Annotated in this window: 18 protein-coding genes; 10 read left to right on the top strand and 8 right to left on the bottom strand. The window is 58.8% G+C overall.

The annotated features are described in order from the left end of the window. Positions 1-2: 2 nt before the first annotated feature. The 5 genes from ACR0K5_RS15840 (at position 3) to ACR0K5_RS15860 (ending at position 6353) form a co-directional block, all read left to right on the top strand. Positions 3-806 (top strand): metal ABC transporter ATP-binding protein, encoded by an 804-nt coding sequence (locus ACR0K5_RS15840; protein ID WP_480630618.1) that lies wholly within the window; start codon positions 3-5, stop codon positions 804-806. 3 nt (positions 807-809) lie between these two features. Beyond that, positions 810-2015 (top strand): metal ABC transporter permease, encoded by a 1206-nt coding sequence (locus ACR0K5_RS15845; RefSeq protein ID WP_480630619.1) that lies wholly within the window; start codon positions 810-812, stop codon positions 2013-2015. Beyond that, complete coding sequence (locus ACR0K5_RS15850; protein WP_480630620.1) at positions 2012-2941, top strand: metal ABC transporter permease; 930 nt, start codon at positions 2012-2014, stop codon at positions 2939-2941. The genes ACR0K5_RS15845 and ACR0K5_RS15850 overlap by 4 nt, the downstream gene beginning before the upstream one ends. A 263-nt stretch (positions 2942-3204) precedes the next feature. Further along, positions 3205-5067, top strand: coding sequence for a DNA mismatch repair endonuclease MutL (gene mutL, locus ACR0K5_RS15855; RefSeq protein WP_480630621.1), 1863 nt, complete (start codon positions 3205-3207; stop codon positions 5065-5067). A gap of 56 nt (positions 5068-5123) precedes the next feature. Beyond that, a complete protein-coding gene (locus tag ACR0K5_RS15860; RefSeq protein WP_480630622.1) occupies positions 5124-6353 on the top strand; it encodes a DNA recombination protein RmuC in 1230 nt (409 codons plus the stop codon). 3 nt (positions 6354-6356) lie between these two features. On the opposite strand, the gene ACR0K5_RS15865 is transcribed toward ACR0K5_RS15860, so the two are convergent. Genes ACR0K5_RS15865 through ACR0K5_RS15875 form a run of 3 tightly spaced genes read right to left on the bottom strand, consistent with a single transcriptional unit; the run spans position 6357 to position 8125 of the window. Then, entirely contained in the window at positions 6357-6761 is a 405-nt protein-coding gene (locus ACR0K5_RS15865; RefSeq protein WP_480630623.1) for a hypothetical protein, read from the bottom strand. A gap of 46 nt (positions 6762-6807) precedes the next feature. Continuing rightward, complete coding sequence (locus tag ACR0K5_RS15870; protein ID WP_480630624.1) at positions 6808-7458, bottom strand: ChrR family anti-sigma-E factor; 651 nt, start codon at positions 7456-7458, stop codon at positions 6808-6810. Positions 7459-7468: 10 nt separating this feature from the next. Then, entirely contained in the window at positions 7469-8125 is a 657-nt protein-coding gene (locus tag ACR0K5_RS15875) for a sigma-70 family RNA polymerase sigma factor (protein WP_480630625.1), read from the bottom strand. A 146-nt stretch (positions 8126-8271) separates the two neighbouring features. Between ACR0K5_RS15875 and ACR0K5_RS15880 the strand changes: the two genes are divergently transcribed. From ACR0K5_RS15880 to ACR0K5_RS15895, 4 genes are all read left to right on the top strand, one after another. Then, positions 8272-9045 carry a DUF1365 domain-containing protein gene (locus ACR0K5_RS15880; RefSeq protein WP_480630626.1) on the top strand — a complete coding sequence of 258 codons (774 nt, stop codon included), beginning with the start codon at positions 8272-8274 and terminating at the stop codon, positions 9043-9045. An 85-nt stretch (positions 9046-9130) separates the two neighbouring features. Next, positions 9131-9448 carry a DUF3775 domain-containing protein gene (locus tag ACR0K5_RS15885; RefSeq protein WP_480630627.1) on the top strand — a complete coding sequence of 106 codons (318 nt, stop codon included), beginning with the start codon at positions 9131-9133 and terminating at the stop codon, positions 9446-9448. A gap of 238 nt (positions 9449-9686) precedes the next feature. Continuing rightward, entirely contained in the window at positions 9687-9914 is a 228-nt protein-coding gene (locus ACR0K5_RS15890) for a DUF1127 domain-containing protein (protein WP_480630628.1), read from the top strand. Between the two features lie 59 nt (positions 9915-9973). Beyond that, on the top strand, positions 9974-10177 hold the full coding sequence (locus tag ACR0K5_RS15895; protein WP_480630629.1) for a DUF1127 domain-containing protein: 204 nt from the start codon (positions 9974-9976) through the stop codon (positions 10175-10177). A 94-nt stretch (positions 10178-10271) separates the two neighbouring features. On the opposite strand, the gene ACR0K5_RS15900 is transcribed toward ACR0K5_RS15895, so the two are convergent. Genes ACR0K5_RS15900 through ACR0K5_RS15920 form a run of 5 tightly spaced genes read right to left on the bottom strand, consistent with a single transcriptional unit; the run spans position 10272 to position 14042 of the window. Next, on the bottom strand, positions 10272-11414 hold the full coding sequence (locus ACR0K5_RS15900) for a saccharopine dehydrogenase family protein (protein WP_480630630.1): 1143 nt from the start codon (positions 11412-11414) through the stop codon (positions 10272-10274). A gap of 22 nt (positions 11415-11436) precedes the next feature. Then, positions 11437-11685: a SemiSWEET family sugar transporter gene (locus ACR0K5_RS15905; RefSeq protein WP_480630631.1), complete on the bottom strand. Its 249-nt coding sequence runs from the start codon at positions 11683-11685 to the stop codon at positions 11437-11439. A 12-nt stretch (positions 11686-11697) separates the two neighbouring features. Next, complete coding sequence (locus tag ACR0K5_RS15910) at positions 11698-12744, bottom strand: saccharopine dehydrogenase (protein WP_480630632.1); 1047 nt, start codon at positions 12742-12744, stop codon at positions 11698-11700. Positions 12745-12758: 14 nt separating this feature from the next. Continuing rightward, complete coding sequence (locus ACR0K5_RS15915) at positions 12759-13373, bottom strand: glutathione S-transferase family protein (protein WP_480630633.1); 615 nt, start codon at positions 13371-13373, stop codon at positions 12759-12761. Positions 13374-13391: 18 nt separating this feature from the next. Further along, a complete protein-coding gene (locus tag ACR0K5_RS15920; RefSeq protein WP_480630634.1) occupies positions 13392-14042 on the bottom strand; it encodes a histidine phosphatase family protein in 651 nt (216 codons plus the stop codon). A gap of 136 nt (positions 14043-14178) precedes the next feature. On the opposite strand from ACR0K5_RS15920, the gene ACR0K5_RS15925 reads away from it, so the two are divergent. Further along, positions 14179-15366 (top strand): Zn-dependent hydrolase, encoded by a 1188-nt coding sequence (locus tag ACR0K5_RS15925; protein ID WP_480630635.1) that lies wholly within the window; start codon positions 14179-14181, stop codon positions 15364-15366. Positions 15367-15760: the final 394 nt, after the last annotated feature.

A 15760-nucleotide genomic window follows, 5' to 3' on the forward strand; every position in this document is an offset into this window, starting at 1 on the left:
CGATGCTGGATCTGATTAGCAACGAAGGTGTGACAGTTGACGATCAGGGGTTGGCCGACAGCCCCCTTGCCGTGCGCGGACTGACAGTCTCATACGGTCAAAAGCCTGCCGTGTTTTCAGTAGATATGACTGTTCAGCCCGGCGCGATGACCGCGATCATTGGGCCGAACGGAGCCGGAAAATCCACTTTGCTCAAGGCGGCTTTAGGCATCGTTTCCCCCCTGTCGGGTCAGGTGACCGTGTTTGGCCAGCCCTTGGAGAAGCAGCGCGCACGCATTGCTTATGTGCCGCAGCGCGCCAGCGTGGACTGGGACTTTCCTACGCGCGTCATCGATGTGGTTCTGATGGGCCTGTCGCGCGAACTTGGCTTGCTGGGCCGTGTTCGTGCCCGCCACAAGGCGTGCGCGATGGACTGCCTGAACCGTGTCGGAATGCGAGACTTCGCTAATCGGCAGATCGGGCAACTGTCCGGCGGCCAGCAGCAGCGTGTGTTTTTAGCGCGCGCGTTGGCGCAAGGCGCTGATCTTTATCTTCTGGACGAACCTTTCGCAGGGGTGGATGCCGCCACCGAGAAAGCCATCATCTCGGTGCTGAAATCCCTGAAAGAGGCGGGTAAGACAGTCGTGGTGGTGCATCACGATCTGGCAACCGTGACCGACTATTTCGACCATGTGTTCCTGATCAATACCCGTAAGGTGGCCGAAGGGCCGGTGACGGAGGCCTTCACGGCGGAAACGCTGCAATCTGCTTACGGTGGTCGACTGGCAACTGCGCAGATTGACCAGATTTCTCGCGCACTGGGATAACTCATGCTCTGGGATGCTCTGACCCTGCAGCTTGGCTATAACGCCACGCTTGTTGCCATTGGTGCGACACTGCTCGGTGTTTCGGCGGGCGTGACGGGGACTTTTCTGTTCCTGCGCAAGCGCGCTCTGGTCAGCGACGCAATCAGCCATGCAACTCTGCCGGGCGTCTGCCTGGCTTTCATGGTGTTGGTTGCACTTGGTGGGGACGGGCGCAACCTGCTGGGCCTGCTGGCGGGTTCTGCCATCTCTGCTTGGATCGGCCTTCTCTGCATGAACTGGCTGACACAGCGCACGCGGCTGGCCGAGGACGCTGCCATCGGAGCGGTTCTGTCGGTCTTCTTCGGTTTTGGTATCGTGTTACTTACGGTCATACAGACCATGGGCGTAGGCCGTCAGGCCGGGTTGGAAGGCTTCCTGTTGGGGTCCACTGCCGGAATGCTTTGGGCTGATGCGATGATCATAGCAGTCGGCGGCGCGGCGACGTTGCTGCTGGTCATGATCATCCGTCGCCCGATGACGCTTGTGGCCTTCGATCCTGAATATGCCGCAGCCCGGGGATTGCCGGTGCACAGGATTGACCTTGCCATGATGGGGTTGGTCATGGCCGTGACTGTGGTCGGACTGAAAATCGTGGGTTTGATCCTGATCGTGGCACTGTTGATCATCCCCGCTGTGACTGCTCGGTTCTGGTCGGAACGTTCTGAGCATGTTGTTCTGCTCGCCGGAGTTGCAGGCGGGCTGGCTGGTTATATTGGCGCGGCGATTTCGGCATCGGCACCCAACCTTCCGACGGGTCCGATCATCGTCCTGGTCAGTTTTGCCTTCTTTGTAATGTCCTTGTTTTTTGCCCCAACACGTGGCGTTTTGGCTGCGGTGTTACGCCATTTGCGCTTCCAGCGTCGGGTGCACATTCGTCAGGGTCTTCTGGCCTTGGCGCAGGGGCAAAAGATTTACGAGCCCCTGACACTGCGCTTGTTACGCCGCGCAGGGCTGGTTCGCGCAGACGGCGTTGCGACAGACACTGGCAAAGCCCGCGCTGCCAAGGCCCTGCGGGACGAAAAACGCTGGGAAATCGTGCGCGCAGATCAGGCGCATGAGGCAACAGCTGCGCTTTATGATGGATTGCGGGATATCGAAACCGTTCTGACCCGCGACCAGATCGTCGAGATCGACCGCCGGATCGGCGGACCACAGGGGGTGCCGGTATGAGTGGTGAAGAATTCGTCCCGCTGTCGCTGACGCCGTTGCTGATTGGAACATTCGCTGCCATCGCCTGTGCTCTGCCTGGCAACTTTCTGGTGCTGCGCAAACAGGCGCTGATCGGGGACGCGATCAGCCACGTCGTGCTGCCGGGTATTGTTGTGGCATTTCTGATCACAGGAGCCATATCGACCTGGCCGATGATGCTGGGCGCTGCCGGGGCTGCCATTGTGGCCGTAGTTCTGATCGAAGCTATTCGTCGATTGGGTCAGATCGAACCCGGGGCCGCCATGGGGGTCGTCTTTACCACCATGTTTGCGGCCGGTGTTCTGCTGCTGGAGCAGACGGACACGTCGACCGTGCATCTAGACGTCGAACATGCGCTTTACGGCAATCTCGAAAGCCTGATCTGGCTGGATGCAACCGGATGGTCATCCTTGCTGGACATCGAGGCGCTTGCCGGGCTGCCCCCTGAATTGCCCCGCATTGCGCTGACATTGGTAGGCGTGACTCTGTTCACATGGCTGTTCTGGCGCCCGCTGAAAATCTCTACCTTTGACGAAGGTTTTGCCCGGACCATTGGTATTCGAACCGGCGCTCTGGGCATGGCGCTGGTTATCACGGCAGCAATCGCGGCGGTGGCGGCCTTTGACGCGGTTGGCTCGATCATCGTGATCGCCATGTTCATCTGCCCACCCGCTGCGGCGCGGATGTTGACGAATCGACTGGAAGCGCAGATTGCCTGGAGCGTTGTGTTCGCCATTGCCTCGGCTGTGTCGGGCTATGTGCTTGCAGGATACGGCCCCCTGTGGCTGGGTGGCGCGGATGCTGTCAGCGCGGCGGGTATGATCGCCACAATGTCGGGGCTGATTCTTGCTGTGGCCGCGGTGTTCGGCCCCTGCCGGGCTCGGATCGGTGCTCACACGTCTGCGTGATCAGGCACTTTCCCGCCACACATGTCCGCACGTCATCGGCCAATCTCTGCTCAGAAACTGAACAAGTGAATCTTAAACAGATTTTCCGAAGATCGCATGATACACGCTGTCTCATTAAATAGCTGAAACACACCACTCACCTGGCACGTCTGGGCGATCCTGAATGAAGCCTCATTCTCGGTCGCCCGGACGCCCCCTTCCATCAAAAGTGTACTGTCTAAACCAGTGGCAGAATCGCGCGCGACTGTGCTAGGTCTTGGGGTATGGTGCAGGCAAACCCCAATATCAGCGAAAAACGCCCCGTGATTAAGCAGCTTGATGATGCTGCAATCAACAGGATTGCGGCAGGTGAAGTGGTGGAACGCCCGGCCTCGGCGGTCAAGGAACTGGTCGAGAACGCGATTGACGCTGGGGCCACACGGATTGCCATCGACATCGCCGATGGCGGCAAGACCCTGATCCGTGTGACGGATGACGGGTGCGGTATCGCGGCCCAAGATTTGCCGCTGGCCTTGTCCCGCCATGCCACGTCAAAGATTGACGGGTCGGATCTGCTCAACATCCACACCTTCGGCTTTCGGGGTGAGGCTCTGCCTTCTTTGGGCGCAGTCGGGCGTCTCACCATAACCAGCCGCGTGCCCGGCGCGGACGCGGCACAGATCCACGTTGCAGGCGGCAAGGTGGATGCGATCAAACCCGCCGCCTTGCGTGCGGGCACCGTGGTCGAACTGCGCGACCTGTTCTTCGCCACGCCCGCCCGGCTGAAATTCATGCGTACGGATCGGGCCGAAGCACAGGCGATCACCGACACGGTGAAACGGCTGGCCATGGCTGAACCTTCAGTGACCTTTACCCTGCGCGATGTTTCGGGCGGAGGAGAGGGCCGTGTGACCTTTCGCGCGGATCGCGAGAACGGAGACCTCTTCGATGCGCTCCACGCCCGTCTGGCCCGTGTGATCGGGCGCGAGTTCGCCGAAAACGCCCTGCGGATCGACGCCACACGCGAGGGCATTCGGCTCTATGGCTATGCTGCCCTGCCGACCTATTCCCGGGGCGCTGCGGTGGCGCAGTATCTGTTCGTCAATGGTCGTCCGGTGCGCGACAAGATGCTGACCGGCGCATTGCGCGCGGCCTATTTCGATTTCCTCAGCCGCGATCGTCACCCGGCGGCGGCACTGTTCATCGACTGCGACCCCGCGCTGGTTGACGTGAACGTCCACCCGGCCAAGTCCGAGGTTCGGTTCCGGGATCCCGGTATCGCGCGGGGCCTGATCGTGTCCAGTCTGCGCCATGCCTTGGCCGAGGCCGGGCATCGGGCGTCCTCGACCGTCGCCAACGCGACCCTGGGCGCGATGCGACCGGAACCGGCACAGCCTGCCCCAGCGCGAGTTTACCAGATGGAGCGCCCGTCCCCTGCGGCACGTCAGGCTGCTTATCGCGCACAAGCTCCGGGTTTTGCCGAACTGGCCAATGATTACAGCGGCAGCATTGTCGAACCGACCCCGGTTGCGCGGGTCGCCGATGTTCAGGAACCTCCGGCGCAGGATTTGCCGCTGGGTGCTGCTCGCGGGCAGGTGCATGAAAACTACATCATCTCCCAGACCGCCGATGGGATGGTGATCGTCGACCAGCACGCTGCGCATGAGAGGCTGGTTTATGAAAAGCTCAAAACGCAGATGGCCGAAAACGGCGTTGCTGCACAGGCGCTTTTGATTCCTGAAATCGTGGAACTGTCCGAAGGCGATTGCGCCCGACTGATGGCGGTTTCTGAGGATCTCACGCAGTTTGGCCTGACCATCGAGCCCTTTGGCGGAAGTGCCATTGCCGTGCGCGAAACCCCTGCCATTCTGGGCGAGGTTGATGCCCGCGCGATGATCCTCGATATCCTGGATGAACTGGCCGATCAGGGCGAAAGCCAGATGGTACAGGCCAAGATTGAGGCGATCCTCAGCCGCGTCGCATGTCACGGGTCGATCCGGTCTGGCCGCCGAATGCGAGCTGAAGAAATGAATGCCCTGCTGCGCGAAATGGAGACGACGCCGCATTCCGGCCAGTGCAACCACGGGCGACCAACGTATGTGGAACTCAAGCTCAGCGATATCGAACGTCTGTTCGGACGCAGTTGATTTGGTTTCAAACACGGCTTAAAAGATAGAAACAAAACGAGAACAAACTGAACTCAATGATCCAGATTGCAGACACTGAGATAGCGTTGAATGATCCCGTGATTCTGACCGTGGGCGGTGTGGTGGCGTTGATCCTGCTGCTGCTGTTTTTGTCGTTGCGGGCGGCCAACCGTTCGGCCCGGATGGCGGAACCGCTGGCGCGACAGATGGCGCATCTGGGTCAGCACGTACAGCAACTGGGGCAGGGGCAGGAACAATTGCGGGGCGGCCTTCAGCATGTCTCGGACACACAGGCCAACGCACAGGTGCAGGTGATCCAGACGGTCGAGGCGCGCCTGTCTTCGGTTCAGCAGCAGATGAACGACCGCCTTGCGGACAACGCAATGAAATCGGCCCGCGCGCTGGCCGAGATGCAGGAACGGATGAAGGAAACCCTGCATGGCTCATCGAAACAGACGGCGACTTCACTTACGCAATTGCAGGAACGTCTGGCCGCCATCGACAAGGCGCAGGACAACATCACGAAACTGTCGGGCGATGTTCTCAGCCTGCAGGATATTCTGTCGAACAAGCAGCGGCGCGGGATGTTTGGTGAAATTCAGCTGAACGATATCGTATCCAAGGCGCTGCCCGCTGACAGCTATTCGCTGCAGGCCACGTTGTCCAACGGCAAGCGGGCGGATTGCCTGATTCATCTGCCGAACCCGCCCGGCCCGATCGTGATCGACGCCAAATTCCCGTTGGAGGATTTCGAAGCGCTCGCCGCCGCACAGACCAAGGCGGATGTCGAAAGATGCCTGCGCGCATTCGGTGCTGCGGTGAAAGTGCATATCAAGGCGATTTCCGAGAAATACATCCTCGATGGGGAAACCGCCGACGGTGCTTTGATGTTTGTACCGTCCGAGGCGATTTATGCGGAACTGCACGCCCGCCTGCCCGACGTTGTGCGCGAAGGGTTCGCCGCAAGGGTCTGGATCGTGTCACCGACGACGTGCATGGCTACGCTGAATACCATGCGGGCGATCCTCAAAGATGCGCGTATGCGTGAACAGGCCGGCGCAATCCGCAAAGAGTTGGGGTTGTTGCACAAGGATGTGGAACGTCTGGGGGATCGCGTCTCAAATCTTGATCGTCATTTTGGACAGGCGGCCAAGGATATCTCGGAAATCAAGATCAGCGCTGAAAAGGCGGGCCGACGTGCGCAGCGATTGGATAATTTCGACTTCGAAGAAATCACGCCTGAGGCTGAAACAGACGTTGTGCCCCTGGCGCGTCACGAAGGCTGAAATCTACTGGATTGACAGATCCAGATTGTACCCCACGGTTTTGCCGGTATCCCGGTCATTGCCCATCAGATAAACGCGGATCGTATAGTCGCCATCGTCGGGCAGGTCGATCCGGGCCGTGTTGCCATTGATCGATCCGTTATAGATCGCGATCCCGTCGCTGCCCGGCGGCAGAATGTTGAAATAGATCAAGCCGTTACCATTGGTGTCGCTGACCTGAAGATCGGCAAACATCTCCTGTCCGGCTTTGGCGCCCAGAGAATAATCGAAGTACTCATCTCCTGAGATGGTCCCGCTGACCATGGTGCCAAAATTGCCGGGCTGAAACTGAACTTCGGCCGACATTTGGGCCGAGGCGACGGGCGCGATTGCAACGAGAAGGGCGTACACAGCAAGTCTTGCGAACATAATCATTCCTTTCAAAACACGCCGTACGCGGCCCTCGCGGGCAAATTCAGATGCGCAGGAAGGGTTGGAACAGGCGTGGCATCAACTTGGTGAACTTCAACGGTGCGTCCGTAACTGCCAGACATATGCAATCCTCAGAAATGTCCGCCACGGGCGTGTGTTCCAAATCCTCGTCCGCGATCTCCACATCGCCGCGGGCGAAGCGATCCACCTCATCCGAGAATGCGCCCTGAAGAACCATCGTCAATTCCACCCCGTTATGGCCATGATCTGGCACCGCCGTTCCGGCTGGAATGAACAATAACCGGGCTGAAGCCTCGCTCGTGGTTGGCAGAATGGCCTGTTTGACGCCCATCCCAATAGGCTTCCAGCGGATGTCTGCGACAGTCCCTCCGACATAGTCCTGCAATGGGGTCGGCAATACAGTGCACCTCGGACGTGTTGGAACCGGATCCGGCGCGCCTTGGGCGATCAAGGCCATCGTGACCGCAAGCGAGGCGTCACTCATGCTTACAGCATCGGACTGTTCTTCAAGGACATGCCCACCCACAGCGTCATAACTTTCCGCCCGTGCGCGGCAGTGATCGCACAGCGAAAGATGCGTCGCGACCATCAGGTCGAATGCTTCGGGCAGGCTACCTGCGGCATATGCCATCAGCAGGTCATCTGTCAGGTGATGTCTAATCGGCTTGCTCATCATACCAATCTCAGTTCATCGCATGGCGCAAGCGGTCCAGCGCCAGCCTAATTCGTGACTTGATCGTTCCCAGCGGCAACCCGGTCTGGGACGCTATCTCCCGATGACTCAGGTCGCCGAAATACGCCTTTTCGATCAGCTCTCGCTGCGCATCGGGCAACGCCGACAACGCGCGGCGCAGCTGCGCGGTTTCCTGTTGCAGCGCGATGACGTCGTCCTGCTCAGGCTCTGCCTCGGGACCCCATCCCAGCTCTTCGGGTTCGGGGCGGCGTTGCTTGCGCAGAACGTCAATGCGCTTGTTCCGAGCGATCGTAAACACCCAGGTGGCCACCGTTGCCCTCGACGGGTCGAACAGATGGGCCTTGTGCCACAAGGTCGCCATCACCTCCTGCGCGCATTCTTCGGCCATCGTGGCGTCTGATCCTGACTTCATAAGGAACGCCTTGATGCGTGGCGCGAAGTGCTGGAACAGCTCGGCAAACGCCGCCTGATCCTGTGCGTCGCGGATGCGCCTGACGTGATCCACCCATTCTGTTTTCCTGCCGCACCTGCCGTTGGTTCCGTTCACCCGTCTACCCTTGATGCGTTTCTTTTCGCGCCAAGGCTGAAGGGCGGCCGGTTCAGCCGCAGGTTCGTCCAAGGTCACGGTATCGATCTCGGTAAACATAACCTCAATACGACGTGTTCCCCAAGCCGGATCACTTTATCGGGACATTATGATCCAATTTGCGCATATTCCCGTATCATGTTTAACGGCATTTGAAGGAAATCAGTGCAGTTCAAGGTGTTGACAAGAAGGCCAGAAAGCGGCGGATGACGCAGGAAATAGACCATATCGCGGGTCACACGTATCACGGGCGCAAGGGTGCGATTGAAAACGCATTCCGATACTCGGTCGATTACATCCTGCTGGACCCCGAAGCGGACCTGAACACGCCTTTGCTGTTTTCGGTTGATCGCGCGAATGTCACGAACTGGCGCACCAGCGATCATGGGGGAGAGCCGGGTCACGGGAAAGGGGCCCAGTGGCTGCGCGCGCGGTTTGACGAGATGGTGGTGGCACAACCGGCGCGCTTCACGCTGCTGACCCAACCCCGCGTTTTGGGGCACGTTTTCAATCCCGTTAGTTTTTGGTTCTGTTTTGACGACAGCGATCACCTCTATGCCGTGGTGGCCGAGGTCACCAATACTTATGGCACCCGTCACAGTTACTTATGTCACAAACCCGATTTCTCAGCCATCGAACCGTCTGACCGGGTGGTGGCCGACAAGCTGATGCATGTCTCACCTTTTCAGAAAATCGAAGGCAGCTATACCTTCCGCTTTGACTATCGACCCGGCCGGGTAGGTGTCTGGATCGATTACGGCCGTGCCGGTGGAGGGTTGATCGCGACGCTGACCGGATCGCGCCGGCGTCTGACCAACCGGGTGATCCTTTGGTCCTTGCTGCGGCGACCGTTTGGTGCCCGTCGAACTTTTGCGTTGATCGTTTGGCAGGCTTTCAAGCTGTGGCTGAAAAAAGCGACCTTTCGCCCGTTTCGCAGGGAACCGGTGCCGGACCAGCCGGTAACACGTGTGCGGCGCTAGAGCCGTTGTTTGCGTAAGATCAAAGACTCGGGTCGTGTTCGGTGATTGTGATGGGATGACAACCGCGAACACGAGGAACTGATCCATGTTGGAAATATCGGCAAGAAAGGTCGCTCAGATTGCCATGATGGGGCGTGAGCTAAACCGGGCAGAAGGTGAAATGCGTGCCTTTATCGAGCGTATGAGCGAAGACGAGCAGGCCGAACTGGTTGCCATCATGTGGATCGGGCGCGAAAGCTTTTTTGCCGAAGATCTGGCCGAAGCGGTTGCCACTGCCAAATCCGAGGCTTCGACCCCCTGCGCCGACTACCTGATCGGCACCCCGCATATGTCTGACCATCTTGAGAATGGTCTGGATGCACTGGGGATATCGGCCGAGGACGTCGAAAACGATCTGATGTAGATGTTTCGCGGAGAGGGCGCTTTTGGCCACGGGTCGACATACGGTCGATTTTGATCCGCGAATGAAGACACCTGTTGTCGGCCCGGATTGCAGTGCGTATTCAGCGGGTCGGGCCCGCTGATACCTTTCCCCATACAAGTCTTAACAAACCTTAATGAACCGCTTTGGCAACGTTAAGGCAGCCTTCCCAAATTTGATGTCAGGAAGACAACGAAATCAAGTTTAGGAGGAAAAAGACATGGCACATACACAAACGTACGCACCCCAGAGTGGATTGTTTGACGGTCTGTTTGCAAAGTACGCAGATGCAAAGGTTGAGCACTTCCGCCGCCGGATTTTTTCGAAAACCGTGCGGGATCTGGAAAAACTCGACGACCAACAACTGGCCGATATCGGTGTCCAGCGAGATCAGATCAAACGATGCGCGTATGAGAGTGTTTATCACAACAAGCCTTACCGGCAGTGATGACGCAATCAGCGTGAACTGAGACCAATCCCCATGATCCTGTTAGTGAGGTTACCAGTATGTTCGACGTTATCCCGCCAACCAATCAACCGGCACCGGCTGCCAGCGCCCTGTTGCTGTTCGACCGCGCAATGCGAATCCGGTCAATCAGCCCTGACATAGTCCGCGCGGCACAGCATCTAAACGCAATGACCGATCACCAGTTGTCAGAACTTGGCATCAACCGCTGCGATATCGAAGACACCATCCAGCGGTATATCTGAAGGCCCGGTCAGGGAAAGCAGGGCGAGTTCAATATGGCTAGTAAAGAACGATAAAAGCCATTCCAGCAAATCTGGAATGGCTTTCTTGTTGCGATCAGGCTGTGTGATCCACAATCTGAATGTGCTGGGCCAGCCTGTCGATTTCGCCCATCCATCCCTGAACCAGCTTTGGATCGCTGGGGGCCGCGTGAACGCCGGCCGGGATGGCGCGGTTCAATACGGCCTCGACGGCAAGTGAGACCGGGATCGACACCAGACGCGCCATTGCTGTGCCGCGTTCGTCGCCCCAGGCGTCCATGACATAGGTCTTGTGCCAGACTTCGACGCCATCTTTCTCGGCCTTCAGACCCACGCACAGAACAACGCGATCAGGCTCGCCTTCGTCATAGGCGTTTTCGTCCCAGAACTGGTCCGACATCTCTTTCAGACGTGCATCACCTTCGGGGCCCGACAGGGTTTCGATCTCGCTGAATACATCTGACCACGCGTCGGCCCAGCCGTTCAGGCGCAGGGTGCCGCGGACGAATTCCTTGACAGGCCAGTGATCCTCGAAATGGTATTGCGCCATGAAGGGGATCGAGTCGCGGTTCGGGTAAACCTCGAAGCTTTCCGGTGCAGGCAGCGGGGCGATGTAGCTGCTGATCGCATCCCATGGGCGGGCAACGTCCAGCGGCGCGTAGTCGCGGATCGATTTCGATGGCGATCGCAGCGCTTTCAGTACACCCAGCGGCGACCAGCTGAACTTATAGCGGAATGGGTTCGGATGCTTTGGGATGCCGCCGCAATACGAGATGAAGCTCAGGTGGTTTTGTGGATCGAACACGTCTGAGGCGCGGTAGTCGTCGACCAAGGCATGTGCCATCAGGTGATCGATGCCCGGATCCAGCCCGACTTCGTTTACCAGCGCCACACCGGCTTCGCGAGCTTTTTCATCCAACGCGCGCATCTCGGGTGCAATGTAGGAGGACGAGACGAAACTGGCCTGTTTTGAAATCGCCAGTTCTGCCAGCGGTACATGCCAGTCGCCCGGCAGCATGGAGACGATCACATCGCCCTTCTCCAAGACCGTACCCAATTCGTCGATGTCGAATGCGTGAATGTCGTTTGTCAGGTCTCCGACCTCGGCCCTGGCCTTTTCGATGGTCCGGTTCCAGACCGTGACCTTGTTTCCGCCTTCGATCAGGCGGCGCAGGCCGGGAATGGCCGAGAGGCCGGTGCCACACCAATGGATGGTCATTTGAAAACTCCTCTGAGGCTGTTCAGCCGAATTTCAGTTTCGCGGTCACAATCGCTCCGACAAGAAGGATCGATATCACATTGCCAAGGATCAGCGGCCATGCCGAGATCATCAACCCATAGATCAGCCACAAAGTCAGCGTGGTCAGGATCAACAGGTTCGCGGGCAGAGACAGATCCTTGGTCTTGCGACTGCGCCAGGTTTTCAGGGTTTGCGGCAGCCAGCAGATAGTACCCAGAACCGCCGCGGCCCCTCCGATCAGATGTTCCATGCGCTTGCTCGCCTAGACATGTTCGCGGAACTCGTCCCGCGCGCGACCCCAGACACCCTTTTCCAGATCGGTCAGTGTCAGAAGAGACGGGAGCAGTTGCGCCGCGTAGTCTTCCGAGCTTTCGACCGGCAGCATCGACGGCAGATTGTCGATGGCCATCACATCCATCACCGGATCGGTGGCCACCCGTAGGGCGGGGGCGTCCCATGTGGTGGCACGGTCATAGACCGGCACAGGGTTGTAATCGCTGTCAGGATCGCAGGCCACGTCACCGATGGCCGTCAGATTGCGTTGGGCGGTCAGCGCTGCACGCGGAACAAAGACCGGGGTGCCCGGGCGTGCAAAAATGCAGTTCAGGAACAGATCGTGGTCGAGGATTTCGGGGAAGGGCCCACCGCTGGCAGTCTCGGCCATGTCCCATTTTGTGACGCTGACGCCCATCGCCTCGCACAGGTCTGCGGCACCGGTGCCCACACGACCCAAGGCACCGATGACCATGGCGCGCGGGCGCGCAGTTCCGGTGGCGTCGAGTTCGCTCAACAGTTCCGCGTTCAGCGCATCTTTGCCCGGGTACACACCGACGGGCGGGCATACCTCGCCCCGTTGCTGCGCAACCCATGTCTTGAGTGTCACCGCAGCGCCCGCATACCCGGCCCAATAGCCAAATGCGGCAACCCGGCGACCATTCTCGTCAACCAGATACTCCAAATCATAGAGCGTGCCGCCACCGGCCTTGAAACGGTCGAGCAGTGCCCGGCCAGAATGCTGGCCCTTATAGGCGTGGCCAAACATGATGTGCCGGTGGGGCAGGGGCGTACCATCCTCGGGCAGTTCCTTGAGGCCGAAGATGATCGCGTCCAGCGGGGCCTCGGGCCAGGAATTTTCGGGTGCGATCTCGCAGCCTGCGTCCTTGTAGCCGTCCAGTGGGATGGCACGAACATGGCTTTCCTCGACCGTTACACGGATGCCTGCGGCGATCAACGCGGCGGCACCTTCAGGTGTCAGCCCAACCCGTTCCTCATTCGGGCGCTGTTCTGCCCGGACCCAGAGATGTGTCATCTTATTTCCTTTTGTCAGAGCATTCCGGCGGCACGCACCACCTGAACCGAAAGACGTGCTTCCATCGCCTCTCGGAAGGCGACGATCTTTGGAAAGGCCGAGACATCGACTCCGTCGCCTTCCAGCCAACTGCAGACCACGAACAGGTAAGCATCGGCCAGCGAGAACGCCTCGCCCAGCACAAACGGCCCACGCAGCCCATTTGAAGAGATGTAGTCGCAGGATGTGGTCATCGTCTGCGCGACCTTGTCTTTCATGTCTTTCCAGCTGGACTTCTTGTCGGCCCAGCGATGCCCGCGAATCTTGTGCGCGTGGTTCACATGCATGGTTGAGGCAAGGTAGAACGTTACTTCGCGCATCCGTGCAGCCATTACCGGATCGGCAGGCACCAGCCCGGCTTCGGGGGCTTTGGCCGCAACGTATTCCAACAGCGCCCCGGTCTCGGTCAGGATGCCGCCATCAACGACCAGCGCCGGAACACGACCCTTGGGGTTGATCTGTTTGTAGGCAGGTTTTGTCTGCTCACCCCCAGCGAAGTCCAGCTTGATCGCTTCGTATTCCAGTCCGGCCTCTTCCAAGGCAATCGCAACAGCGACCGAGATGGTACGGGGGGCATAATAGAGCTGCATCAGAGGTCTCCGATCTGGTTACAGGTGGGTCTGCGCGAAGTGCCGGTCAGGGGCTTCCAGATGCGGCACGGCATTGAACAGGACCGGGCTCAGTTGCGCGCCAATCGGGTGCAGACGATGCATTGACGTGTTCATGATGGCAAGGGCCACCCGTGCCATGGACGGGATATCCAACCCCATCGCCTGCCGCACCACCATCGAGATCAGACCACCCGAGGTCACGACGATGGCCGGTCCGCCTTCGGTTCCGATCTCGCGCAATGCGTCGCGGACACGGGTTTCAAACTCGCCGAAGGTCTCCGGCGTATTCTCGATTTCACCCTTGGCCCAGGCCTCGAAGGTCATGGGCAGATGTTCGACAAACCCTTCGCGGTCCGTGGGGATCGCGACGCCGTGCTGTTCTTCGAACAATTGCGCGAGCGCGAAATACTCGATCTCATTCAGTCGCGCATCATGGACCGGATCGGTCAATCCCATACTGGCCGCTGTTTCAGCATGGCGGGTCAGGGTGCCGCAATAGACCCGCGTATGGTGGCTGCGGGTGTCGCGCAGATGCGCCCCCAGCCAGCGGGCCTGCTGATGCCCCAACTCGCTGAGTCTGTCATAGCTTACCTCGTCTCGCGCCGTCGTATTCGCCTGCCCGTGACGCACCAATGTGATATGTGACATGTCGGTCCCTCTTGCGCCGAAGTCTTAGGACAGGTTCCTTGCCGGGGCCAGAGGGGTTTCATGCACGCGGGAAAAAATACTCGCCCCTGTTCCGTTTCTGGCTATTGTCGCCGTGAACAAACTTCCGGAGGGGCACATGGCCGTCGATCACACGCGCTTTTTAACCGACCTGCACAAATTGCGTGAATTCGGCGCATCGGGTGTGGGTAAAGGCGTCGTCCGTCCCGCCTATTCCGGTGCGGACATCGCTGCGCGCCAATGGCTTGCAGGGCGTATGGCCGAAGCAGGTCTGACACCGCACTTTGATCCGGTGGGCAACCTGTTCGGATTGGCGTCCGGTCCCTCTCTGCTCATGGGGTCACATTCCGACAGTCAGCCCGAGGGCGGCTGGCTGGATGGTGCGCTGGGCGTCATCGCAGCGCTGGAAATTGCGCGTTCCAGCGACCGGCCTGTTTCCGTCGTCAGCTTTCAGGACGAAGAAGGCCGGTTTGGCGTGACCACGGGCTCGGCCGTCTGGTCGGGTGGGTTGCTGCTGGAAAATGCCGATGTGTTGACGGACGGAACGGGTATCAGCTTTGGCGAGGCCCGATCATCCATGGCTGACATGTCGCAGGGCTTCGTAGATTCGTCCCGTTTCAGTGGTTTCGTTGAAATGCATATCGAACAAGGCCCCTCTCTGGATGCATCAGGAGAGCAGATTGGCGTCGTCACCGATATCGTCGGCATCCGAGATATGTCGATCTCTTTTGAAGGTCAGCAAAACCACGCCGGCACCACCCCGATGCACCTGCGCCGGGACGCGTTTCAGGCTATGTCCTTGTTCAACGCCCGCCTGAACGAGCGTTTCCGCAACGTGGTCACACCTCAGACCGTTTGGACAATCGGGCGCGTCGATCTTCACCCCAATGCATCTTCCATCGTGCCGGGGCGGGTTCGGTTCTCGATGCAGTGGCGCGATGGTGATGCAGACCGTTTGGTGCGGATGGAGGAGATCATTCGAACGACTGCGCAAGAAGTCGCCAAAGAACTGGGAATGAAACTGGATTACGGCCCCATGTTGGGATTGGAACCCGTTGCCATGGATCAAACCTTGCGCAGGGCACTCGAAACCGGAGCCGAGCGGGTCGCACCGGGCAGGTGGCGCAGAATGCCCTCAGGTGCATTGCACGATGCCACCAATGTTTCTCGTATGATGCCGGTCGCGATGCTGTTCGTGCCCTCGATCAACGGAATCAGCCATGACTTTGCTGAAGATACGGCAGAGACTGATCTGATTGCAGGGCTCGAGGTTCTGGATCGCGCAGTGCGGTCTCTCTCCACTTGAGCGCCATTTTTTGAAAAGAATGTTCCCGAAGAAGATGTTACGTCAGCGATAAGAGCCTTCCTTTTGGCTTTCGGCAAGTTGGCTGGGCTTTCGCCGGGTCAAAATGAGGGTTGTTGCCTAACGGAAAAAAGTTTCCTATAGGAATATTTACGGTGCATGCGTCTGTATACCGCCTCTTCCTGGGTTCGGTGTTTCGCTAAAAACCGGGTGGAATCATTGCATTCTATGCGGCTTGGGGCAGACTGACGGTTATGCATTTTGACCTTTAGATACTCAGAAGTTGGCCGGCTCATGACTTCACCGAAACGCACTCCCCTTTACTCATTGCATGTTGAGTTGGGTGGTAAGATGGTTGATTTTGCTGGTTGGGAGATGCCTGTTCAGTATCCATTGG

Source organism: Ruegeria sp. AB9 (assembly GCF_056542585.1).